Source organism: Sediminicola sp. 1XM1-17 (assembly GCF_037203765.1).
In the GTDB taxonomy this organism is placed as follows: domain Bacteria; phylum Bacteroidota; class Bacteroidia; order Flavobacteriales; family Flavobacteriaceae; genus Sediminicola.
The window spans coordinates 180,562-203,725 of the sequence record NZ_JBBCAS010000002.1 but is presented as its reverse complement, the minus strand read 5'-3'; the positions used below and the strand labels follow the sequence as shown (position 1 = coordinate 203,725).

The 23,164-nt window shown below is 40.6% G+C and carries 22 protein-coding genes; 17 read left to right on the top strand and 5 right to left on the bottom strand.

The genetic code is table 11. The features are described 5' to 3' along the window. The first annotated feature begins 60 nt into the window (after window positions 1-60). Window positions 61-426 (top strand): DoxX family protein, encoded by a 366-nt coding sequence (locus WAA86_RS03880; RefSeq protein WP_337299667.1) that lies wholly within the window; start codon window positions 61-63, stop codon window positions 424-426. 9 nt (window positions 427-435) lie between these two features. Here the strand turns inward: WAA86_RS03880 and WAA86_RS03875 are convergent, their stop codons facing one another. Next, window positions 436-795 carry a DoxX family protein gene (locus tag WAA86_RS03875; RefSeq protein WP_337299666.1) on the bottom strand — a complete coding sequence of 120 codons (360 nt, stop codon included), beginning with the start codon at window positions 793-795 and terminating at the stop codon, window positions 436-438. Window positions 796-945: 150 nt separating this feature from the next. On the opposite strand from WAA86_RS03875, the gene WAA86_RS03870 reads away from it, so the two are divergent. The 15 genes from WAA86_RS03870 to lpxD all read left to right on the top strand — a co-directional run bounded on the left by WAA86_RS03870 (window position 946) and on the right by lpxD (window position 17,061). Further along, complete coding sequence (locus WAA86_RS03870) at window positions 946-2,199, top strand: NAD(P)/FAD-dependent oxidoreductase (RefSeq protein ID WP_337299665.1); 1,254 nt, start codon at window positions 946-948, stop codon at window positions 2,197-2,199. Window positions 2,200-2,323: 124 nt separating this feature from the next. After that, window positions 2,324-3,421: a nickel-binding protein gene (locus WAA86_RS03865; RefSeq protein ID WP_337299664.1), complete on the top strand. Its 1,098-nt coding sequence runs from the start codon at window positions 2,324-2,326 to the stop codon at window positions 3,419-3,421. A gap of 252 nt (window positions 3,422-3,673) precedes the next feature. Continuing rightward, window positions 3,674-4,156: a cupin domain-containing protein gene (locus WAA86_RS03860; protein WP_337299663.1), complete on the top strand. Its 483-nt coding sequence runs from the start codon at window positions 3,674-3,676 to the stop codon at window positions 4,154-4,156. Between the two features lie 79 nt (window positions 4,157-4,235). After that, entirely contained in the window at window positions 4,236-5,621 is a 1,386-nt protein-coding gene (locus WAA86_RS03855) for an FAD-binding oxidoreductase (RefSeq protein WP_337299662.1), read from the top strand. An 84-nt stretch (window positions 5,622-5,705) separates the two neighbouring features. Next, window positions 5,706-6,329: a Crp/Fnr family transcriptional regulator gene (locus tag WAA86_RS03850; RefSeq protein WP_337299661.1), complete on the top strand. Its 624-nt coding sequence runs from the start codon at window positions 5,706-5,708 to the stop codon at window positions 6,327-6,329. A gap of 72 nt (window positions 6,330-6,401) precedes the next feature. Next, window positions 6,402-7,082 carry a type 1 glutamine amidotransferase domain-containing protein gene (locus WAA86_RS03845; RefSeq protein WP_337299660.1) on the top strand — a complete coding sequence of 227 codons (681 nt, stop codon included), beginning with the start codon at window positions 6,402-6,404 and terminating at the stop codon, window positions 7,080-7,082. A gap of 3 nt (window positions 7,083-7,085) precedes the next feature. Continuing rightward, window positions 7,086-8,198, top strand: a complete 1,113-nt coding sequence (locus WAA86_RS03840) for an alkene reductase (protein WP_337299659.1) — start codon at window positions 7,086-7,088, stop codon at window positions 8,196-8,198. Window positions 8,199-8,232: 34 nt separating this feature from the next. Next, entirely contained in the window at window positions 8,233-8,652 is a 420-nt protein-coding gene (locus WAA86_RS03835; protein WP_337299658.1) for an OsmC family protein, read from the top strand. A gap of 328 nt (window positions 8,653-8,980) precedes the next feature. Then, window positions 8,981-9,424 carry a BLUF domain-containing protein gene (locus WAA86_RS03830; protein ID WP_337299657.1) on the top strand — a complete coding sequence of 148 codons (444 nt, stop codon included), beginning with the start codon at window positions 8,981-8,983 and terminating at the stop codon, window positions 9,422-9,424. A 217-nt stretch (window positions 9,425-9,641) separates the two neighbouring features. After that, window positions 9,642-10,073, top strand: a complete 432-nt coding sequence (locus tag WAA86_RS03825) for an FKBP-type peptidyl-prolyl cis-trans isomerase (RefSeq protein ID WP_337299656.1) — start codon at window positions 9,642-9,644, stop codon at window positions 10,071-10,073. 366 nt (window positions 10,074-10,439) lie between these two features. After that, window positions 10,440-11,999: a cupredoxin domain-containing protein gene (locus WAA86_RS03820; protein ID WP_337299655.1), complete on the top strand. Its 1,560-nt coding sequence runs from the start codon at window positions 10,440-10,442 to the stop codon at window positions 11,997-11,999. Window positions 12,000-12,181: 182 nt separating this feature from the next. Further along, window positions 12,182-13,522 (top strand): DEAD/DEAH box helicase, encoded by a 1,341-nt coding sequence (locus tag WAA86_RS03815; RefSeq protein ID WP_337299654.1) that lies wholly within the window; start codon window positions 12,182-12,184, stop codon window positions 13,520-13,522. 59 nt (window positions 13,523-13,581) lie between these two features. Further along, a complete protein-coding gene (locus tag WAA86_RS03810) occupies window positions 13,582-14,892 on the top strand; it encodes a DEAD/DEAH box helicase (protein WP_337299653.1) in 1,311 nt (436 codons plus the stop codon). Window positions 14,893-15,000: 108 nt separating this feature from the next. After that, window positions 15,001-15,855, top strand: a complete 855-nt coding sequence (locus tag WAA86_RS03805) for a dienelactone hydrolase family protein (protein ID WP_337299652.1) — start codon at window positions 15,001-15,003, stop codon at window positions 15,853-15,855. Window positions 15,856-16,068: 213 nt separating this feature from the next. After that, complete coding sequence (gene lpxD, locus WAA86_RS03800; RefSeq protein WP_337299651.1) at window positions 16,069-17,061, top strand: UDP-3-O-(3-hydroxymyristoyl)glucosamine N-acyltransferase; 993 nt, start codon at window positions 16,069-16,071, stop codon at window positions 17,059-17,061. A 100-nt stretch (window positions 17,062-17,161) separates the two neighbouring features. Here the strand turns inward: lpxD and WAA86_RS03795 are convergent, their stop codons facing one another. Beyond that, window positions 17,162-17,332, bottom strand: a complete 171-nt coding sequence (locus WAA86_RS03795) for a hypothetical protein (RefSeq protein WP_337299650.1) — start codon at window positions 17,330-17,332, stop codon at window positions 17,162-17,164. A 248-nt stretch (window positions 17,333-17,580) separates the two neighbouring features. Between WAA86_RS03795 and WAA86_RS03790 the strand changes: the two genes are divergently transcribed. After that, on the top strand, window positions 17,581-18,705 hold the full coding sequence (locus WAA86_RS03790; RefSeq protein ID WP_337299649.1) for a serine hydrolase domain-containing protein: 1,125 nt from the start codon (window positions 17,581-17,583) through the stop codon (window positions 18,703-18,705). A gap of 89 nt (window positions 18,706-18,794) precedes the next feature. On the opposite strand, the gene WAA86_RS03785 is transcribed toward WAA86_RS03790, so the two are convergent. The 3 genes from WAA86_RS03785 to WAA86_RS03775 form a co-directional block, all read right to left on the bottom strand. Beyond that, the gene (locus tag WAA86_RS03785) at window positions 18,795-21,095 is read right to left on the bottom strand and encodes a DNA topoisomerase 3 (protein ID WP_337299648.1); all 2,301 of its coding nucleotides are present in this window, start codon (window positions 21,093-21,095) and stop codon (window positions 18,795-18,797) included. 134 nt (window positions 21,096-21,229) lie between these two features. Then, the gene (locus tag WAA86_RS03780; protein WP_337299647.1) at window positions 21,230-22,678 is read right to left on the bottom strand and encodes a hypothetical protein; all 1,449 of its coding nucleotides are present in this window, start codon (window positions 22,676-22,678) and stop codon (window positions 21,230-21,232) included. A gap of 300 nt (window positions 22,679-22,978) precedes the next feature. After that, window positions 22,979-23,107, bottom strand: coding sequence for a hypothetical protein (locus tag WAA86_RS03775; RefSeq protein WP_337299646.1), 129 nt, complete (start codon window positions 23,105-23,107; stop codon window positions 22,979-22,981). Window positions 23,108-23,164 lie beyond the last annotated feature (57 nt).

The window sequence follows — 23,164 nt, the reverse complement described above, 5'->3', positions numbered from 1 at the left end:
AATATTTTTTTACGAAATTTAGATGGATTTCTATTGAGATCAATTAATAAATTTCAGTTTATGAACTATATCATTACTATTCTTCAAATCATCGTAGGGCTAAGCATCTTGAATGTTTGGCTTGTACAGAAAAACAAGCCTACCAAATGGCGAGGAGGCAACGCAACGACCATTGTAGAAGAGTTTAAAGCTTACGGATTGCCCGTTTGGATGTGCTATGTGGTTGGCACCCTGAAAGTAGCTTTGGCCCTGGCCTTATTGGCTGCTATCCTTTATCCCGAATTGAAGCAGCCTGCTGCATTGGGATTGGCAATTTTGTTGAGCGGATCTGTATTGATGCATTTAAAGATCAAAGATCCCATGATCAAATCTTTTCCTGCATTACTTTTCTTAACCATGTGTCTCATCATTGCCTTTACAGGGTAAGATTTCCCCTCAATCCATGAAAATCAATCCATAATATGCGGAAGCCAAAAATAAATTGATCAGGGCATAGATCAATGCCGGAGAAGACTTTAGTATGCTATCCTTGATCCTGATACGGACCATCAGGCCGAGAAGCATCAATAAAAACAGTCCCAATGATGCCACTAAACAGAGAATGGGGGACATAAATAATCCCAACAACAGACCCAAGCTTCCCAATATCTGGAGCAAGCCTGTGAGAAGGCGTTGCTGCCTATTGAGACCGTATCGGATAAACTCCAGTTTCATCCTGGGAGAAAAGAAACAACCAACACCAAAAAATAGGAAAGATAGGGATGAAAATAAGGTCAGAAAGAAAAGTCCATCCATAATTTATGTAAGAGTAGAGGGTATGTCTATGATCCTATCAAAGATAAAACATTAGAATCATACCTCCATTTTATATCACCTTCAATTCTGATTCCAAGAAGTCCCCTCAAGGATTTTCCAGGCAATTCTTTATTTTTACCAAAAATTGAAATGGAGAAGGTGGCATATAAAATCAATATCATCGGTGCAGGTGTCAGTGGCCTTATTGCTGCACAAGTTTTGGAAAATGAAGGCTACAGTGCCACGATATACGAGGCAACAGATAGGGCAGGGGGCCGTGTAAAAACGGATCTATTTAACGGATATCAATTGGATCATGGATTCCAGGTACTCCTGGATGCTTACCCCATGGCCAAAAAATATTTGGATTTTAAGGCCCTACATCTCCAAAAATTTCTTCCAGGAGCCGTGATTTTCAAAAACGGGGACCAAAATACATTAGGGGATCCTTTGAGAGCTGTGTCACTTTTGTTTCCCACCCTGTTTGCTAACATTGGCAATTTTTCGGATAAATTAAAAATACTGAAACTCGATCGGGAACTTAAGGGCATGTCCTTAGAACAGTTATTTGCTTCCGAAGAAAAAAGCACCCTCGAATTTTTAAAGGAAAAAGGATTTAGCGACGACATTATAACCTCTTTTTTTAAACCTTTTTTTAGCGGGATCTTCCTAGAGCCCCATTTGGGAACCTCCAGTAGGATGTTCCAATTTATCTACAAGATGTTTGGGGAGGGGCTTGCTGTCCTGCCCAAAGCTGGCATTGGTGCCATAGCAGAACAGCTGGTTTCCAAGCTCAAAAATACGAACATCAACTATTCTTCATCGGTACTGCAGGTATTGGAAGGTAAACTGATTTTAAAAGATGGAAGGGAACTACAAAGTGACTTTACCTTAATCGCAACAGACCCCTCCAATTTGGTACCCAATATAACAGAAAGGTCCACACATTGGAAAAGCTGCCATACTTTTTATTTTACTACCCCGAAAAGAAATATAAAAAGACCACTTATCGGATTGGTTGCAGATCAAAATGCCATAATAAATAACATTTTTTTTCATACGAGTCTCGACTCGGAAAAACGCGGAGAAGATGAACTGCTATCTGTCACCGTGGTAAAGGAGCACCGCTTAAATGAAACCGAACTCACAAAGCGGGTAATGGAGGAATTGAGAACCTTATGTGGTATTCACGAAACTACATTCCTAAAAAGTTATCACATCAAGGAAGCTCTGCCCCAACTTTCCAATCTACCATATACGGTGACGCCCGAACAGCTCCGATGGTCACCTACCATTTATGTAGCAGGAGATCAACAATTGTACGGATCCTTGAACGCTGCCATGATCACGGGAGAAATAGCCGCTAAAGCCATTTTGAAGGAAATAAACGCTAAATATCTTTGAAAAAAAACCCATTGAACCTTTTGGGACAGTAGGGATATGCTAGGATGATACCAAGCTATTATTTATAGTAAGAAATCACAATAACTGCTTAAAAATCACTACATTGTATAAAAAATAAAGGAATATGCCTATCTATATGGATCGCCATGACGTTTCGGAAACCGTTACCGCGGAGCACGTCGCAAAGTTGCATATAGAAGATATTAAAATAGAACACCTTTATGGCTGTAAGGGTCTTACGTACTGGTTCGATGATCAACGCAAGATGGCCTTTTGTTTGATTGAGGCCCCAAATAAACAGGCGATAGAAAAGATGCACCACCATGCCCATGGTGAAATTCCACACAAAATCATTGAAGTGGACAGCGTTATTGTTGAATCCTTTTTAGGCCGTATCGAAGATCCAAAAAAGGCGGAAAATGAGTTAATACATGTTATCAATGATCCGGCATTTAGGACAATAATGAATATTTGCCTAAAACCTATTTCTTTAAAAGATAACTTCAAAAGCGCAAATAGTCAGCTTTTTCAACGCCTTTATGCTGCCATCTGCAACATCTTGAAGGAACACGGAGGCCATGTGGTACGTAAAAATTCAGGATCATTTCTGGTCTCTTTTCAATCTGTATCAAGGGCGGTTGAATGCGCCGTACATATTCAGAAAGAAGTTGGGGAATGTACCAGTTCCAATACCAAGGTCTCCATTGGTTTGGACGCAGGAGTACCCGTTACCGATAGGGAGGATATTTTTGAAGCAACCATAAAATCCGCACAACGAATGTCAGATTTTGTCAAAGGAAATATTGTTGTTTCAACGGAGGTGAAGTCTTTATTGGAACAAGAAAATCCAAACCATGTTATGGACCTTTCCAAAATTAGGACCATCAACAGCGCAGAAGAAAAATTTTTGAACCATTTGATTGATTATCTGGACAAAACGTGGCAAAAAACAGATCTCCATGTCGGGGCTTTCGGTAACGAATTGGGTTTTAGCAAGTCACAGTTCTACAGGAAGATGATAGAGATTACCGATCAGTCTCCTAATATTTTTTTAAAAGGCTTTCGTTTACAGCGCGCTTTACAATTATTACACCATAGACAAGGAACCATCTCGGAAATAGCCTTTGAGACCGGTTTTAACAGTCCTGCCTATTTCTCGAAATGTTTCCAGGCCAATTTTGGCATTCTACCATCCAAATACCTTCAGAAGTACTTCGCCTAAACCATTTGCCATATTTATCCAATATGGTTCAAAAATGCACTTTTTTGAACCAAAATTGATAGTCCGTCAGGTTTTATCTTCTTAACTTTATTACCATACTCCACACCCCCACAAAAGCCCATTTTCTAAGGCTCGAGATTGGATTGAAAGAATTTTGACCAAATCATACCTATGCCCTCGTTAGGGCCATAGGGATTGATATCCCCCGCATATTTTTTGTCTATCATTTACATTAACTTAAAATTTATAACCATGAAAAACAAACACCTATTTTCAAGTTTAGCTACGATGTTCATGTTCATATTCATGCTGAATATAACTGCGATCAATGGGCAACAATCCAATGAAATGGATCTAGAAATGTCCTCGGTCAAATCCCATACTGATCCTGGGATACAATGGGGACCCTGTCCGCCATTTATGCCGGAGGGTTGTGGAATTGCCGTATTACACGGTGATCCCGCAAAAAACAATGTGGACATTTTCTTTAAGGTTCCCGCCAATTCGGACATCCCGAAACATTGGCATAACTCCGCAGAACGAATGATCTTGGTTTCGGGCCTTTTGCACGTGACCTATGATGGAGAAAAGGAAATAACCATGAAATCTGGATCTTACGCTTTTGGTCCGGCAACAAAGCCTCATGTTGCCAAGTGCGGAGACGAGGGACCCTGTGTGCTATTTATAGCCTTTGAGGAGCCTTTGGATGCCTTTCCTATGGTAGAAAAAGAATAAATGGTAAAGACGGATAACATGCCATATGGGCATGGGACAATAGGATCAGTGCTAACCTAATTAAAAAAAAACAAACAGAATGTCACAGACAATGGAGGACGTAGTACCGTCAAAAATCGAAGAATTCAGAACAAGATTGAGAGGAAAAATCGTAGTCCCGTCCGATGCTTCTTATAACGAGACCCGAAAGGTCTACAATGCCATGATCGACAAATATCCAGCCATGGTGGTTAAGTGCGTGGATGTGGCCGATGTCATTTATGCTGTAAACTTTGCAAGGGAGAATGATCTTTTATTGGCCATTCGTGGAGGTGGCCATAATGGAGGTGGTTTGGGACTCTGTGATGGCGGACTGGTCATTGACTTATCGGGCTTGAAATCAATACGGGTAGATACAAATGATAATACCGTTAGGGTCGGTGGCGGGAATCTCTGGGGGGAAGTAGATCACGCCACCCATCCTTTCGGACTAGCCGTACCCGCTGGTATCATTTCAACAACAGGGGTAGGAGGCCTTACCCTTGGAGGAGGAGTTGGTTATCTAACACGCAAATTTGGTCTTACCATAGACAACCTTTTGGAAGCCGATATGGTGTTGGCAGATGGATCCTTTGTCACGGTCAATACCAAGGAACACCCAGACCTGTTCTGGGCCATCAGAGGGGGTGGAGGCAATTTTGGAATTGTGACCTCCTTTAAATTTCAGGCCCATGTGGTCAAAACCGTTATTGGAGGACCAACCCTTTGGCCCATTGAGAAAACTGAGGAAATTATGGCGTGGTACGATGAATTTATCCACAATGCCCCAGAAGATTTGAACGGATTTATAGCCACCTTGGTCATTCCGGGACCTCCTTTTCCGGAGGAACTTCACAACAAACAATTTTGCGGCATTGTTTGGTGCTATACCGGACATCCAAAAAATTTTGATGAACATTTTAAACCGGTATTGGCCAAAAACCCCATCTTTCAACATGTAGGTGAAATGCCTTATCCTTCCATTCAAACCTTGTTTGACGGACTTTTCCCACCAAGATTGCAATGGTATTGGAGAGCAGATTTCTTCCATAAATTGGGACCTGAGGTACGGGCCGCACATTTGGAATACGGCTCCAAAATACCCACCCCTTTATCACAAATGCATCTTTATCCATTAAGCGGTAAAGCCAGTAGGGTTGGGAAAGAAGATACCCCTTGGGCCTATAGGGACGCAAAATATGCAGGGGTAATTGTTGGCGTGGATCCAGATCCTAAAAATGCGGACAAAATTACCGCATGGTGCAAAAACTATCATGAAGCGCTGCATCCGTATGCATCAGGAGGGGCATATTCCAATTTTATGATGGACGAAGGGCAAGATCGTATCAAAGCAAGCTACAAAGGTAATTACGACAGATTGGTAAAGATCAAAAAGAAGTATGATCCAAACAATTTGTTTAAAGTAAACCAAAATATAAAACCATAACACCTTCTAAATCTATTTGTAACCTTGTATTGTCCATTTAAAGCGCATTGTTGCTCATGACATCAATGCGTTTTATTGGTTTTTGTGTTCAAATATGATACTTTTAGAAAAGTTATTGTTTTCCTTATGCACGATGCCATTTTAGCCCATGTCCAAAATTACATTTCGCTTTCCAAAGAAGAGCGGGAAGCATTTTTAGCGGTCCTGACCCTTTTGGAAGTTCCCAAGAAACAAAGAATAGTAGAACCAGGCTCCTATATTCAAAATGAATATTTCGTGGTCAAAGGATGTTTAAAAGGATATTATCTGGACGATAACGGTGATAAGCATATTATTCAATTTGCAATAGAAAATTGGTGGATAGGGGATTTTGATGCATTTTACAATCATGTCCCATCCAAACTACACGTAGAGGCAATAGAAGATGCTACATTATTGGCCATTTCATACGATGACCTAGAACGGTTGTTCCTGACCATACCAAAATTTGAACGCTATTTTAGAATCCTGGTTACCGGAGCCTTTATTTCTTTGAGAGGCCGCATATTATCTACACTACAAAAGTCTACGAAGGAACGTTATTTGGAATTTTGTAGGACCTATCCCAATATTGAACAGCGTGTTGCCAATTACGATATCGCCAATTATTTGGGGGTATCGGCCGAAAGTTTAAGTAGAATTAGACGACAAATGGTCATATCTCCATGATTTCTTAACATAGGTCAAGGAGATTGGGAGTTTCAACTTTTAACTTTGTTGTTCACAAAAATTCAAGACACTATGAAAAATATATTATTTGTACTGACCAGTAATGCCGAAATGGGATCCACTGGAAATAAAACAGGATTTTGGGTAGAAGAATTTGCCGCCCCTTACTACAAACTTACAGACAAAGGCTATAATGTAACCTTGGCCTCACCAAAAGGAGGACAGCCACCCATAGATCCAAACAGCGATACGGAAGATGCTGCCACAGAAGCTACAAAAAGGTTTGATAAGGATGAAGCAACCCAGAAAAAACTGGCCAACACCTTAAAATTGGATACCGTAGATCAAAAAGATTTTGATGCTGTATTCTATCCAGGGGGTCATGGACTCTTATGGGACCTGGTAGAAGACAAAACTTCCAAAGATTTGATAGAATCCTTCAATAGCAATGGTAAACCTATTTCTTTCGTTTGCCACGCCCCTGCCATTTTAAAGAATATCAAGGGAACCGATGGGAAACCCTTGGTTAACGGCAAAAACGTCACAGGCTTTACCAATGGAGAAGAAGAGGCTGTACAATTGACAGATGTTGTTCCATTTTTGATTGAAGACATGTTGAAAGAAAATGGCGGTAATTACTCCAAAGTAGGAGACTGGCAGCCATACGCCTTGGAAGATGGCTTGTTGATCACAGGGCAAAATCCAGCTTCCTCTGAAAAGGTAGCCGAATTATTAATTAAAAAATTGCAATAAGAAATGAATAAGAAACAAGCATTATTACAACCATATAACAAAAACGGATTAGCATTAAAAAATAGGGTTGTCATGGCTCCAATGACAAGAGGAAGAGCCCTTAACGATGACAATAGACCAACAGGCGAATTACACGCTCCTTACTATGCTGAAAGAGCCTCTGCTGGGTTAATTATAACAGAGGGGTCCCAAGTTTCGGAAGATGCCGTAGGATATATCAATACCCCAGGAATCTACACGGAAGAGCATGTGAATGGTTGGAAAAAAGTAACCAAAGCTGTCCATGACAAGGGGGGCACCATTTATATTCAATTATGGCACGTAGGAAGTATGTCACACCCTGATTTTCATGGTGGCAAATTGCCTTTGGCACCGTCCGCCATCAATCCCAACGAGAAATCTTTTACTCCCGAAGGATTTAAAGATACGGTAACCCCAAAGGCCATGACCATTGAAGACATTAAAACGACTGTGGAGGACTTCAGAAAAGCGGCCGCCAATGCCGTGAAAGCTGGATTTGACGGAGTGGAAATACACTCTTCGAACGGTTATCTGTTCCATCAGTTTTTTAATAGGACAACGAACCAAAGAACAGACGAGTACGGAGGCTCCATTGAAAATAGGGCCCGTTTTTTCTTTGAGGTATTGGACGCGGTAAAACAAGAAATTCCAGAAAATAAAATTGGAGCAAGGTTCAATCCGTCGCTCCACGGTTCCTTTGGATCTACCATGGATGAAGAAACCATTCCTACCTTCGATTATATCATCAAAAAATTGAATGATTACGATTTGGCCTACATCCATTTGTCGGAACCATTCTCCGATGTTTCAGATCTTCCTTATGCCGTTAGTGAAATTGCAAAACATTACCGACCTTTATACAATGGGACATTAATGATCAACAATGGTTTTGACCAAGAAAAGGGAAATGCCGTCATTGAACGTGGAGATGCGGATTTGGTAGCCTATGGTAAACCATATATTTCCAATCCGGATTTAGTGGAGCGTTTTGAAGGAAACCATCCTCTGGCAGATTGGGACCAAGATACTTTCTATACTGGTGGTGTAAAAGGTTATTTGGATTACAATACCATTGAAGAAGCACAGGAAGCATAATTAGCAAAATTGTATAATTCTAAAATTTAGCTCTATGAAATTCACTAGAAAAGCAAATGCCCAATGGTTGGGCGGCGGTAAAGAAGGAAAAGGAAATTTAACCACGGCCAGTGGGGTATTGGACAAGACCCAATATTCATTTAACACTAGGTTTGAAGATGGCAAGGGAACCAATCCGGAAGAATTGGTTGGTGCGGCACACGCAGGCTGTTTTGCCATGCAACTTAGTTTTTTATTGGGGGAGGAAGGATTTACTCCGGACGTTTTGGATGTAGAAGCAACAGTTAGCTTTGCGGACGGCAGCGTTACAACCATCAACTTGGATCTTAAAGGTAAAGTGCCTGGAATCTCGGAAGAAAAATTTAAGGCAGTGGCCCAAAAAGCAAAAGAGGTTTGTCCGATATCAAAATTACTGAAAGCGGAAATCGTTTTGGACGCGAGCTTAAATAATTAAATTCTAAAGAGCTTATTCATATCAAAAAAGGGAGGCCAAAAAGCCTTCCTTTTTTTTGGTTTATTGATACGTGATAACTGGAATTCCCGTCTAACAATAAATAATGAGGCCGGAGCAATTAAAACTTATGAAATGATTTTGGCGACCATTAAAAGTTAGGTTCCGCATTCAGAAAAGAGCTCCAATTATTATGTCAACAGCTACATAGAAATCTATCTAATACGCTAATTATCAACACAAATGGGTGATAACTATTTTAGATCGGTTCCATTAATATGAATAGAAAAGTTATATTTATGGATAGATAACCACCAAAAATAGAATGATTATGTTTTGTCTTGTCTATAAATCGAAGGCCGCACCAGGTCTCAGTTTTGCTGATATAGAAGGGATACTGGAAAAGGCTAGATTGCACAACAGTGCCCATAATATATCTGGTTGCCTACTGTACTACGAGGGGGAGTTCATACAATATTTGGAGGGAAACCAGATTAAGGTTTTACAACTTTTTGATAAGATTTCCTTGGACAAACGCCATATCCAAGTGCAACTATTGTCACATGGACTTATAGAAAAACGTGAATTCAAAAATTGGAGTATGGCCTTTAAACATGTACAAGGTCAAAACGATCAACTGGACTATATTGAACTCTTGGTGGATTCCTTTATAGACAAGGAAATATATACCCATGGGCCCAATCACACGTCGAAAGAATTTTGGAAGACGACCAAAGGGCTGTTGCAACAAAAGAAAACCATGAATTTATTATGAGTGCCCCTACAGTGTAGAAAAATTAGCGCCTTTTTTTGATTTTAAAATAAATAATGAAGATTTAAAGGGAGCAAATAGCTCTCTTTTTTTATGAATTCAATGATAATGTTAAGTTTTTGTAAAATACCGGGGATTTATCGACAATAATTCGTCTAGGCAATATAGAACCCATAGTTTTGTACTGTTTTAAAAGATTGAAAATTAGAGACAAAGATTTATGAGTAGAGTAAAAGAGAATGACACGGTAGAAGTACACTATACTGGAAAATTAAGCAACGGTCAAGTTTTTGACAGTTCATTGGAAAGAGAACCTATAAAAGTAACCTTGGGGCAAGGAAGCCTTATTCCTGGTTTTGAAAAAGGTTTGATCGATATGGAGCCAAATGAAAAGAAAACTGTTACCATTCCCAAAGAAGAAGCTTATGGGGATGTCAACAAGGAAATGTTCCATAAAGTGAGCAAAGCAGATCTTCCAGCAGACATTAAACCTGAAGTAGGAATGGGATTGATGGCCAAAAATCCTGATGGGTCAGAAAACCAATTGCGCGTTGCGGAAGTTGGAGATGATCATATCATCATAGATGCCAATCACCCATTGGCGGGACAAGATCTAACCTTTGATTTGGTCTTGGTGTCCATAGCTTCCTAATATAAAAGGCAACCTTCTGTTGAAGGCACCTGAATTAATACTTTAAGACCGTCTTTTTTGACGGTCTTTTTTTTGTGCCAACCCGATGTAAGTTCATTTTCTAAAATTATAAGTTTCAACCTTTTAATATGGGAAGAATGACTTACATCATCTTCTAAAATTCAGGAATTCTTTAATTTTGTGCTTCATAAATTTTCAAGATGTAGCACTTTTTAACTCAAATGTCAAAAGATGGTGTCCTATCAAAATTCAAAAACAACGTTTTAATGTTTCTTTAACATTCTTTAAGATTAATTTATCGGTATAATCTTACACGCAGACTAGATTTGAGTTACAATTAACAGTATAACCTAAAAAATATAATCTATGTACTTTTTAAAACAACTTAAGCCTTTTGCTATTGCGGCTTTGACCTTGTCCTTGATGGTCGGCTGTAGCAAAGATGATGACGGAGTAGTAATTCCTGATGACAACGGTGGTGTATCTGCCACTGGCCAATCCAAAACGTACGACCTAGGTGCTCAGGCGAATGCCGACATTTCAGGTACGGCCAAATTTATTGAAAACACAGACAATTCCGTTACCATTGAATTGGAATTGCAAAACACTCCAGCTGGAGGAATGCACCCGGCCCATATACATTTTAACACGGCAGCTGAAGGTGGTGATATTGCTTTAACATTGGGAACTGTTAATGGTGACACGGGAAAAAGTACTGTGACTGTAAAGGCCTTGGATGATAATTCAACAATTACCTATGACCAGCTATTGGAATTTGACGGTTATATCAATGTACATCTAAGTGCAGAGGAGCTTGGGACGCTTGTTGCGCAAGGAGATATCGGTCAAAATGAATTAACTGGAGAAAGCAAGGAGTATGCCTTAGATGAAAAAGCTGTAGCTGGTATAAATGGTACCGCTACCTTTTTTGAAAGAGTCAATGGGGAAGCCCTTGCTGTACTGAATATCAACAATACGCCCGACAATGGAATGCACCCTGCACACATCCATTTGAATACAGCAGCAGAGGGCGGAGCAATAGCATATACCTTTGCAAGTGTTGATGGTAATACGGGCTTAAGTTATTCCAATGTAGCTACATTGGATGATGGGACTACTTTTGGATATGACCAAGTCTTGGAATTCAACGGATATATAAATGTACACCTCAGTGTTGATGCCCTAGCAACAATTGTTGCACAAGGAGATATAGGTCAGAATGAATTAACAGGAACCTCCAAAACCTACGATCTGGTAGAGAAAGATGTTGCGGGGATAAGTGGAACAGCTAATTTTGCAGAAAGGGTAAATGGTACCACTTTGGTAACTTTGGAATTGATTGGTACTACAGCAGGTGGTATCCATCCCGCCCACATACATGCCAATGATGTGGCAACCACAGGGGAAATCATTGCAGGATTGACTGCTGTTGACGGTGCTACCGGGATAAGTCAGACTCAAGTAGCTTCCTTGGTGGGAGGAGCATCAGTAACCTATGATGAACTGTTGACCATAGATGCCTATATTAATGTGCATTTAAGCGATAGCGATCTGGCAACCATTGTAGCTCAGGGCAATATAGGGGCCAATGAAGGAACTACGTCCTCAAAAAATTATAATGTTACCAATCAAGATGCTACGGCTTATATTTTTAATGGCGAAGGACTTTCCGATGTAAACAACCCGGCCCTTACCCTGAAAAGAGGAGAGACCTATACGTTTACTGTTAATACACCAGGTCATCCATTTTACATAAAAGACGTAAAGGGAACGGGGACTGCAAATGCATATAGCTCAGGTGTGACCAACAATGGGACGGTAAACGGCACGGTAACTTTCACGGTTCCTGCAGACGCACCGGACACCTTGTATTATAATTGTGAATTCCATGCCCTAATGACAGGAGTCCTTACGATTACCGATTAAGCTTTAGGAAAAAAAATCATTTTATGACCTCGGTTGCCACAATGGTAACCGAGGTTTTTTTATACATATTACAATGGAATCTTCCTTGAGGTCAAAGTATTCGTATTCCTTCCAAAATATACTTCTAACGATTCTATTACTTCCACTAGCAAAGAGTACCTATCTTTGCACAAATTATTATAATGTCAAAACAATTTTCCGATTTAGGAATCAATAGCCAGCTGCAAAAAAGTCTGGCAAATCATCATATCAACACTCCAACAGAAATCCAACAAAAAACGATCCCAGTTTTATTGCAGCAAAAGGAAGATTTTGTCGGTTTGGCAAAAACAGGAACTGGAAAGACCGCTGCTTTCGGATTGCCTTTACTGCAATTGGTAGATGTGGAAAAATCAAATATCCAAGCGGTCATCATTGCCCCGACCAGGGAATTGGGACAGCAGATTTACCATAATTTGGTTTCTTATGCGACCCATTTGCCGGCAATATCCATAGCTTCCATTTGTGGAGGAATCCCCATAAAGCCACAAATAGAACGTTTGACCGAGGATACCCATATAGTTGTGGCCACACCGGGCCGATTGATCGACTTGATAAAACGCAAGGCAATAGACATTACCAAAGCAGGCTATTTGGTACTGGACGAAGCAGACGAAATGGTCACTTCCCTAAAAGAAGGTTTGGATGAAATAGTTGCGGAATTGCCTAAAAAAAGAAGAACATTTTTGTTTACCGCTACCATGCCCGGTACCATTAAACAATTGATTCAAAACTATATGTCCAAACATGTGGTACACGTAAGTGCCGATATGGAAACCATGGGACATCAGGGAATTGACCATAGGTTTGTAACCGTAGCGCCTATTGAAAAATTGGAAATACTCATGCACTTCCTAAATTCCAGGGAAGGAGAAAGAGGCATAATTTTTTGCAAGACCAAGGCGGCCGTCAACAAATTGGCAAAAAATCTGGCAATCAACAAATTTTCTTCCGGAGCACTGCACGGAAGCTTATCACAACCTATTCGTGACCGAATAATGGGTCAGTTCAGGGAAGGTCATATTCGGATTTTAGTAGCCACTGATCTTGCAGCCAGGGGAATAGATGTGAAGGAAATCTCCTATGTGGTCCATTACCACCTCCCCGATGTATTCGAAACATACGTCCATAGAAGTGGACGGACGGCCAGAGCAGGGGCAGAAGGATTATCCCTGACTATCATACAAAAAGAGGAAGAGGAAGATTTAAAGGAATTTGAAGAGGTTTTAGGAATCACATTTAAGGCCTATCAAAAAGCGGATGCCCAAAGCATAGAGGAGAACAATTTGCTTTTGTGGGCAAAGAAAATCTTCAAAACCAAACCTAATCCATCTGTTGCACCAGAGTTAAAGAACAGTATACATACCGTTTTTCATCATTTGACAAAAGAAGAACTCATTGATAAACTGATGGCCCAGCAACTAGGGCATCCAATAGGTCCAAAATCTTCAGAAACTGAAAAGCCGAAGCGGAAAAAAAGATAGGCAGAAATAGTACCCATACTATCATGCATCGACTATCAGATCCTAATTAAATTTACATCATGGCAAACACTATAAAAGAACAACAGGATATATTGGATAAATTGAACATCCGTCAGTTGAATCCTATGCAGGAAGAGGCGCTATCCATTATTGAATCCAATACCAATACCATCATTCTGTCACCCACTGGAACTGGAAAGACCTTGGCTTTTTTATTGCCCTTGATTGATCAATTGGATCCAGGAACAGCGGAAATTCAAGCCTTGATTTTGGTCCCCTCAAGGGAATTGGCCATTCAAATTGAACAGGTAGTCCGTGAAATGGGATCGGGATATAAGATCAATGCCGTTTATGGGGGCAGGACCATGGCCAAAGATAAACTGGAATTAAAGCACACACCTGCCATCCTCATCGGGACCCCAGGAAGGATAGCCGATCATTTTGACAATGAGCGCTTTTCTACGAAACACATCAAAACCCTGGTTTTGGATGAATTTGATAAATCCTTGGAAGTAGGATTTGAAGAAGAAATGAAATATATCATTGGGATGTTGCCCAGCATCAATAGACGCATACTCACTTCTGCTACCCAGGGAGTCAAAATACCGGGATTTGTAAGGTTGGACAAGCCGGTAATTATTGATTATTTGAAAGAGGAGCGTTCCAAACTTACCATAAAAACAGTTGTTTCAGCATCACAGAACAAACAGAAAGCCTTGCTGGATCTACTGAACCATATTGGAAACCAACCCGGCATAATTTTCTGTAACCTCAGGGAAAGTGTAGAGAAGTTAAGTACGTTTTTGGAACGGAACAATATAAGCCATGGCTGTTTTCATGGGGATATGGAGCAAAAAGATAGGGAACGCTCCTTGATCAAATTTAGAAATGGTACCTATCAGGTAATAGTAGCCACCGATTTGGCAGCAAGGGGTATTGATATTCCTGAAATGAAGTTTATTGTCCATTATGAATTTCCCTATAAGAAAGAAGAATTCATCCATAGAAATGGCAGGACGGCAAGAGTTAATGCCAAAGGTACTGCTTATGTAATCAAGTGGGAGGATGAAAAACTACCTGAATTTATTATCGATGCCCCTGTGGCGGATATCTCAAAAAAGACCCCTAAAAAAGCGCCTTACTGGCAAACACTTTTTATTTCTGGCGGCAGGAAAGACAAAATCTCCAAGGGTGACATTGCCGGATTATTCTTCAAGCAGGGAAATATCAATAAAGATCAGTTAGGGGTTATTGAGCTTAAGCACGACTGCACTTTTGTAGCGGTTCCCATTACTTTGGCGGAAGATCTGATTAAAAAGTTGAACAACACAAGACTTAAGAAAAAGAAGGTAAGGGTCACGGTGCTTTAAGCCAAATACCAAGGAATATTTGGAAACAACCAATGATCATATTCTTTTAATATCGTATCTTATAGCTCCTATTTTTTTTAATATGTAGAACTATTAACTATACGAACCATGATAAAGAACGTGAAGATATTCGCCTTGCTCTTTGGAAGTTTTATAACCCTATGGGGCTGTAAATCAGAACCGAAAAAGAATGCTTTGGAGACCATGGAACCCATGGAGCAAACCCTCCAAGCCAACGTAGTTGGCAATGAGGTCAGCTATACCGCCAATGAGACAGAAATGAAGGGGTATATAGCATACGATGAAAACAAAAAGGGCAAAAGACCAGGGGTCATTGTAGTGCATGAATGGTGGGGGCACAATGATTATACCCGGGAACGGGCAGATATGCTGGCAGAACTGGGTTATGTAGCCCTTGCCGTAGATATGTATGGGGATGGCAAACAGGCACAACATCCAGAAGATGCGGGAAAATTCTCTGGCATGGTCATGCAAAATATTGATATTGCGAAAGCCAGGTTTGATGCTGCTCTAGCAGTGTTAAAGGCAGATCCGCATGTGAATACCGAAGAAATTGCAGCCATTGGCTATTGTTTTGGGGGAAGCGTAGTGTTGACCATGGCAAATATGGGGGCTGATCTTGACGCCGTTGCCGCTTTTCATAGTGGCGTTCAACTTCCCGTCATGCCCAATGACAAATTAAAGACTACCGTATTGGTCTGCAATGGAGCAGCCGATCCGTTTGTTTCCCCGGAATCTGTAGCGGCCTACAAGACAGCAATGGACAGTATTAATGCCAATTATAAATACATAGCCTACCCGGATGCCAAACACGCTTTTACCAGTAAAGAAGCAGATTCCTTGGGTAAGAAGTTTAACCTGCCCTTGGCTTACCAGAAGGAGGCGGACGAAAAATCCTGGGAGGAACTTAAAGCCCTATTGGACAAATCTTTTGAACACTAAAAAGCAGAAACCTGAAGTTTCCAAAGACAAGAAATTAAAGAGAGGCCATGGCCTCTTTTTTTACGGTCCAATTGTTTTCCACAGTCTGGCAAGCAACAGATCCAAGAAATATTTGAAAGAAGGAAACCACCAAAAAATAGACCAACTTGGTTTCGAAATGAAATTAAACCTATATTTAGACCTTTACCTAAAATTATCACATAAACAATATCAATGAAATCATATTCCGTTCAAGAAATAAATGCAATTTTAAAAGGGGAACTGGTAGGTAATACCACCCAAAACATAGATGGCTTGGAACAACTAAAAAATGCCAAGCCAAATCAAATGACCTTTATTGGCAGTATCAAATACGAGCGTTTGTGGGAGTCCTCAAAGGCAAGTGCTGCAATCGTCAATGAAAATATCCGAATAGAACCAGGTGAGGGAAGAGCCTTTATCAAGGTAAAAAATGCAGACTTGGCCATGGCCAAATTATTGGAGGAATTTGATCCGGGACCTCCACCATTTGAAATAGACATACACCCAACCGCAGTGGTCCACGATTCGGCCATCATAGGCAAGGGCGTAAAAATTGGAGCCCATTGTTACGTTGGCAAAAATGTAACATTGTTCGATGGGGTAATACTGTACCCCAATGTTTCCATATTTGATGACACCTCCGTAGGTGCGCAGACCGTAATCTGGTCAGGAACAGTTATCCGTGAGCGTACCGAAATAGGAGCCCAATGTATCTTCCATACCAATGTGAGTATTGGAGCCGACGGATTTGGATATCGCCCAAGCGATGATGGAAGGGGATTGGTAAAAATACCCCAAATAGGGAACGTGGTCATCGGAAATCTCGTTGAAATTGGATCGAACTCCTGTGTAGACCGGGGCAAATTTAGCTCCACTATCATTGGTGACGGTTGTAAGATAGACAACTTGGTCCAGATAGGTCACAATTCTGTCATGGGGCGTTTCTGTATCATGGCGGGCCATAGTGGTTTGGCTGGTTCCGTAACCCTTGGAGATGGTGTGATGATAGGAGGAAGTGCCTCCATAAAGGACCATACTGTCATTGAATCCGGGGCTGTGGTTGGTGCCGGTTCCGGCGTTATGAACGATGTAGCTGCCGGGAAAACCGTACTGGGATATCCCGCTTGTGACTCAAGGGAAATGTTGAAACAATGGGTAGCCCTAAGGAAGTTGGCCAAGAATTAAGGCGATTGCTTCTAAAGATTAAAAATATTTTAAGTGACCATGTAAAACCATAAGGCAAATCTTATGGTTTTTTTATTACTGTGAAACATATACTTGATCATTAATAGGAGCTTCCCAAAGGGGAATTCTCCCTTAAAATGGAGCGGTCAATATGTTTACTCTTACTTTGGGTGCGCCCCACTATGTAGCCGAACACAAAAAAAGCCATGGGAATCACCACGATCATAAAAATCATAAGCATTACCTGAAAAGAGCCAATAGCTAACATCATAACTTGAAATTTAGAGTTCACTTAAAAGTAGGAATTAATAACAGCAAAAGGTAGGAATTTTGTATAGATTGGCGATTTATTTCTATAAACGGTGTGTTATAACTTATAATCACAACACCTTTTAATAGGCTCAAATACAGTCATTTATTGATATTTGGTTATTATTTACAACAAATTATTAAATTCACATATTTAAAGCCTCCTGCAATACCAGGTTGGAGTAAGCTTCTATTGTACATCCAAACACTATGAAAACATTCTTTCTTGTACTGATCGTATCACTTTTCTTTTTGGGATGCAGGACTACCCCTGCACATCCCAAATTCCAAGTCATTTTGGATAAGGCCGTAAAGAAAAAGAGCAACAATCTATCGGGTGTATCCATGACCGTTTTGGCCCCGACTTTGAATATTTCATGGAGCGGAGCTGCTGGTTATGACAGTAAGGAGAAGACGCATAAGCTATCAGCCGAACAGCCCTTTAGAATAGCCAGTGTTACGAAAACCTTTGTGGCTTCTGCCATATTGCGACTACAAGAAGAACAAAAGTTAAAACTTGAAGATTCCATTGCTGCATATATTTCAGAGCATCATTATCAATTACTAAAATCAGATGGTTATGACCCAGATATTATCACCATAAAACAATGCCTACAACATCGAAGCGGACTTTTTGATTATGCAGAGGGCAATTCTTCCTATATAGATAGTATCCTTAAAAATCCAACTAAAAAATGGACCCGTACCCAACAACTTGAGTTTGCCATGGAAGCAGGTGACCCCTTAGGGTTGCCTGGAGAAGTATATGGCTATAGCGATACAGGATATATCTTATTGGGAGAAATCATTGAAAATAGTACTGGTCAAAACTTGGCACAGGCCCTTCGTGAATTATTAAAGTTTGATGCATTGGGACTCAAATCTACCTGGATGGAAGGTTTGGAAGAATCACCTGCCGGGCTACTGCCTCCTGTACATAGATATATTGGAAATTATGACGCTACTGGGTTGGATAACACCATTGATCTTTATGGGGGAGGGGGCCTTACGTCCAATACCAAGGATTTGGCGGTTTTCTTTGACGCCTTGTTCAATGGTGAAATTTACAAGGATTCCGAAACATTGCGGATCATGTTGGAAGACCCGGGACCATTGCCTTATGGTGCCGAATCTGAAGATTACAGAATGGGACTTGGCCAAGATGGTGTTTTGGGGATTACAGGATACGTGCATTTTGGTTTCTGGGGTACGGTATGGGTACATATGCCCAAACCCAACTACACCATTGTGGTGAATTTTACCAACCAACCGGAAGCAGCAGGGATCGTTACCAGTACTACCGAAATGTTACAAAAATTGGCCACATCAAAATAGGACCGCATTTCCTGCCAAGGCTTGGTCCTTTCGAGTTCCCGTATGGTCCACAATTCCTGATCCATGTCCAGAGATGAAAATGACAGACCTTAAAACCCTTCATGCATAATGGAGAACACCAATTCTTTGGTCAATGGCCTGTTCGCCGCCCGCTGCTTGATTTCCGCAAAACTAAACCTAAAATCACAACCGCTTTTATAGGCACTGCATCCATAGGCCGACTTTCCTTTAATTACCGTGCCTATCCTACATTTCGGGCACGTAAGTTTGTCCGGGATCTGTTTAGTTTCTTTTTTGGCTTCAAAAACCAACTCAAATGCTTCGTTGAATCGAATTAGGCCTTCATACTGTTCTTGGTTTCCAGAATCTTCCGATTTAAAACCCTTTAAATTTACAGTACATCCTTTTTTAAGCAATCGAAGCCATTGCTTTTCCGATATCTTTTTATCTCTAAAGGCAAAGGGCAACATAAACTTACATCCCTTCTTATAGCCGCTGCATCCATAAGCCATTTTTCCCTTTAACATAGTGCCCTCTTTGCATTTAGGACAGGACACCCCAACGAGTCCCTTTTTTTTGGGAACATCATCGGTAGCTTTAGGTGCTTGGATGCTGATGGTATGTGAAATATTGGCCCTGGTGGTCTCACTTCTAACCTCATAGACCAATTCATCGACCATCTTTTTCATATTGGCAATAAAGGTAGCTGCATGGAATGTTCCCTTTTCAATATCCTTCAACTGCTTTTCCCATTGGCCCGTAAGTTCGGCAGATTTCAACAAATCGTTTTGAATGGTATCGATAAGCTGAATTCCTGTTGGGGTGGGGAGCACTTGCTTTTTGTTCCTTTTGATATATTTCCTGCGAAATAAGGTCTCTATAATGTTCGCTCGTGTAGAAGGGCGCCCAATTCCATTCTCCTTCATCAGCTCCCTCATTTCATCATCATCAACCTGTTTCCCTGCGGTTTCCATGGCACGCAACAAGGTAGCCTCCGTAAACTGTTTGGGGGCTTTGGTCTGTTTTTCCAAAAACGAGGGTTCATGTGGTCCTTTTTCACCCTTTACAAAAGTTGGTAAGATGCCCGTCTCTTTGGTTTTGGTTTCTGGATTTTCAAAAACAACTTTCCAACCTTTCGATAGTATTTCCTTCCCTGTCGTTTTAAAGGCAATGTCAGCTACCTGTCCTAGAACAGTGGTATTTGCAACCTGACAATCTTCATAAAAAACGGCAATGAAGCGTTTCACGATGGCATCATATACCTGTTGTTGGTTGTATTGTAATTTCATTTGGATGCCGGTAGGAATAATGGCATGATGGTCTGTTACCTTACTATCATTAAAGACCTTGGGCGACTTCCGTATTTTTTTTCCAAGTATATGTTGGGTATGCTCTGAATAATTAGTGAGTTTTTGAAGAATACCTGGAACCTTGGGATAAACATCATTGGGCAAAAATGTGGTGTCCACTCTAGGGTAGGTAACCACTTTTTGCTCATATAATTTCTGCACCATTTTAAGGGTATCCTCTGCGGTATATCCAAATTTGGTGTTGCAATACACTTGAAGCCCAGTAAGATCGAACAATTTTGGGGCGTATTCCTTCCCTTTTTTTTTGCTTATGGATACAATTTCAAAATCTTCCCCCTTTACCTTTTCGGCCATGGCCTCCCCATCTTCCATTTTTAAGAACCTTCCTTCTTCATAACTGAACAAGGTCTCCCTATACATCGTCTGCAATTCCCAATAGGGTAGGGGCTGAAAATTCTCAATCTCCTTATGTCTGTTGACCACCATGGCCAATGTTGGCGTTTGGACCCGCCCTACGGAAAGCATTTGCTTATATCCCCCGTGTTTTAGGGTGTATAATCTAGTGGCGTTCATTCCCAATAACCAGTCTCCTATGGCTCTGGAAAATCCGGCATAGTACAAATTATCATAAGACTTGGACGATCTTAAATTGTTGAATCCTTCCTTAATGGCCTCTGTGGTCAGAGAGGAGATCCATAGACGTTTGACCTCCCCCTTATAATTGGCCTGGTGCATTACCCAACGCTGTATCAGCTCACCTTCCTGGCCTGCATCCCCACAGTTGATGACTACCTCGGCCTGTTCAAACAATTTTTTGACAATCTTGAACTGTTTTTGGATACCTGAATTTTCTACCACCTTGGTCTCAAATTTCTCCGGCAACATGGGGAGATTGTTCAGGTCCCAACTCTTCCAATGGGCTTTATAATCATTGGGCTCATATAGGGTACATAAATGTCCAAAAGTGAAGGTCACGGCATATCCATTCCCTTCAAAGTATCCATCATGCTTGGTATTAGCACCAAGAACAGCGGCAATTTCCCTTGCAACACTAGGTTTTTCTGCAATACAAACTTTCACCTATTGGAATTTAAACGAAGGCGCAAAATAATCAATTTAATGAAATTGGACCACCAGAATGAACCTAGATAATGGATTGGAGTGGACATTCGCCCAGATTTGCGGGAGACTAGGGTCGTTGGATTATACTTGCCTTATTTGACTTTAATAAGTACCGCTTCCGAACTTGATAGATCTGAATTCAAAACAATTTTTTCCGAGGAGTTGCCATCCGAGATTTCAATGGATACCGTATTAGGGGGAATGGTCCCCAGATTATGGGCGTATAAAAAAATATCGTTGGATTTGGAACCATTCAATTGCAATTTGAACAGTTTCCTGTCCTTGGTCAAGGAGTAATTGGCTATGATGGGTTCTCCATTGAGATAGACCGATACCACGTCTCCATCTTGTTCCTTATTATCCCATAATTCAATACTGATATCCTTACTGTTGACGAACAATTCTTTTACATATGAAATTTTACGACCGGCAAACTCTGTTCGTCTGGTGGTCTCCACTTCTTTTTTCTTTGTTTCGTTCTTGATACTAAAAGCAGGTGTTACAAATTTTGCAATTTGGAATTTATCAGAAGGAAAAAGCTCAATGGCCATAATTTTAAAATTATCACCGGGCTCTATATTGTTGGCCAGTTGTATTCCGCTGGCACTTTGCTTGTTTTTGAAAATTCCCAGCTCTTGGACCATCATATCATCCTTAACCAAGAAAAATCGAATAGTCTTATCGGCATCTATATTGGAGGTAACCCAGGTAATATCTACAGGGTTTTGTACGGCCAATACCACATTTTTGGTAGGGTAGGTGATATTAATGGATGATTTCCACCTCCTACGCTCTTCAATCCTCAGCTTATTCAAATATTCCAAGCGGTTTTTAAAGGTGGTATATGGGGCATAAATGGCCAATCCAACGCCAGATTCCCTTAGAATATCATAGAATTCCTGCAATTGAATAAGTGCGGTAACCAAGGGTATTGTTTCAAAATAAGTTTTATCCAATTCCTCAATTTTTGCCTTGGCCCTGTTGATGTTTTTGTTATCCACCATATTGCTAGGAGAGGTGTTGCTTTTGTCCATTAAGGTCTTGGCATGCTCCAATTTGGTATATCCAAATCTGTTATCCAGAAATTCAATGGCCTCTTGGTAGCTGATAGAATCGTTCTTCATCAATTTTTGAGCGAGCGCGAATGCCTTCTCATATTCCTTCATACTTTCAGATATGGTAGCCCTAGCAAGTTTAATGCTCGCTTTTTCTACCATACTCAAGGCATCATTCAAAACGATTAAAAAACGCTCTTTCGAAATGAAATTGCCAACATCCGCTGTTCCTATCTGAAAAAAATCGGTACCCAACCCAGGGGATTGCAAAAAGATATACTCTGCATCGTTGACCCCCTCTTCCCCATAGGAGGTAAAAACAGAATTCATGGTGTCATCCTGCCAAGGCTTAGGCTGTTTTTGAAGAACCTGCTCCATCAACTCAATTGGGTCAGTATAGGTACGGGTCCATTCTTGGTCCATGTTCTGACCTTGGGCATAAGCTCCCAAAAAGCAAAAACAATAAAGAAAAAGAATATTTTTCATTCCCAGAATCAAGTTTGGATAGGGTTTGTCCAATATACTATTTTATTACAAACCTAGTACATGGCTTCATTACGGACTTTACAAACGAAATGCTTTTGTTTCAAAAATAGGTTGTATTTCCTTAAATCCATAGTTTGGTGGTTCAAAGGAACAGGACGGTCGATAAAACAACACAAATCTGATAAATCCATCTTTAAACAAACATCACCGAGCCATAGTTCGCTGTCCTAAGCAACAAGACATAAAAAAAGTAGTGGTTACTTCTCACTACTTTTTTTAGGTTTTAAGATTGGCATCTAACTAAATTCCCAATATTTGGTTCCTGTTGATCTCAAAATCTGACCATCTAATTCTCTTACTATTCCTGAAGATGGCATAGAGGCTACTCTTTTTATCTTCTATCCGTGATTGATTGATGAATGGTTTCATGATTATCGACTTTAGTTATCTGTGACGCCTTTTGGCGTTCCATATATTCACTTTGGA

Excerpts from the sequence above, each read along its gene's own strand:
- WAA86_RS03880 (WP_337299667.1), top strand. The coding sequence starts at position 61 with ATGAACTATATCATTACTATTCTTCAAATCATCGTAGGGCTAAGCATC.
- WAA86_RS03875 (WP_337299666.1), bottom strand. The coding sequence starts at position 795 with ATGGATGGACTTTTCTTTCTGACCTTATTTTCATCCCTATCTTTCCTA.
- WAA86_RS03870 (WP_337299665.1), top strand. The coding sequence starts at position 946 with ATGGAGAAGGTGGCATATAAAATCAATATCATCGGTGCAGGTGTCAGT.
- WAA86_RS03865 (WP_337299664.1), top strand. The coding sequence starts at position 2,324 with ATGCCTATCTATATGGATCGCCATGACGTTTCGGAAACCGTTACCGCG.
- WAA86_RS03860 (WP_337299663.1), top strand. The coding sequence starts at position 3,674 with ATGAAAAACAAACACCTATTTTCAAGTTTAGCTACGATGTTCATGTTC.
- WAA86_RS03855 (WP_337299662.1), top strand. The coding sequence starts at position 4,236 with ATGTCACAGACAATGGAGGACGTAGTACCGTCAAAAATCGAAGAATTC.
- WAA86_RS03845 (WP_337299660.1), top strand. The coding sequence starts at position 6,402 with ATGAAAAATATATTATTTGTACTGACCAGTAATGCCGAAATGGGATCC.
- WAA86_RS03840 (WP_337299659.1), top strand. The coding sequence starts at position 7,086 with ATGAATAAGAAACAAGCATTATTACAACCATATAACAAAAACGGATTA.
- WAA86_RS03835 (WP_337299658.1), top strand. The coding sequence starts at position 8,233 with ATGAAATTCACTAGAAAAGCAAATGCCCAATGGTTGGGCGGCGGTAAA.
- WAA86_RS03830 (WP_337299657.1), top strand. The coding sequence starts at position 8,981 with ATGTTTTGTCTTGTCTATAAATCGAAGGCCGCACCAGGTCTCAGTTTT.
- WAA86_RS03825 (WP_337299656.1), top strand. The coding sequence starts at position 9,642 with ATGAGTAGAGTAAAAGAGAATGACACGGTAGAAGTACACTATACTGGA.
- WAA86_RS03820 (WP_337299655.1), top strand. The coding sequence starts at position 10,440 with ATGTACTTTTTAAAACAACTTAAGCCTTTTGCTATTGCGGCTTTGACC.
- WAA86_RS03815 (WP_337299654.1), top strand. The coding sequence starts at position 12,182 with ATGTCAAAACAATTTTCCGATTTAGGAATCAATAGCCAGCTGCAAAAA.
- WAA86_RS03810 (WP_337299653.1), top strand. The coding sequence starts at position 13,582 with ATGGCAAACACTATAAAAGAACAACAGGATATATTGGATAAATTGAAC.
- WAA86_RS03805 (WP_337299652.1), top strand. The coding sequence starts at position 15,001 with ATGATAAAGAACGTGAAGATATTCGCCTTGCTCTTTGGAAGTTTTATA.
- lpxD (WP_337299651.1), top strand. The coding sequence starts at position 16,069 with ATGAAATCATATTCCGTTCAAGAAATAAATGCAATTTTAAAAGGGGAA.
- WAA86_RS03795 (WP_337299650.1), bottom strand. The coding sequence starts at position 17,332 with ATGATGTTAGCTATTGGCTCTTTTCAGGTAATGCTTATGATTTTTATG.
- WAA86_RS03790 (WP_337299649.1), top strand. The coding sequence starts at position 17,581 with ATGAAAACATTCTTTCTTGTACTGATCGTATCACTTTTCTTTTTGGGA.
- WAA86_RS03780 (WP_337299647.1), bottom strand. The coding sequence starts at position 22,678 with ATGAAAAATATTCTTTTTCTTTATTGTTTTTGCTTTTTGGGAGCTTAT.
- WAA86_RS03775 (WP_337299646.1), bottom strand. The coding sequence starts at position 23,107 with ATGAAACCATTCATCAATCAATCACGGATAGAAGATAAAAAGAGTAGC.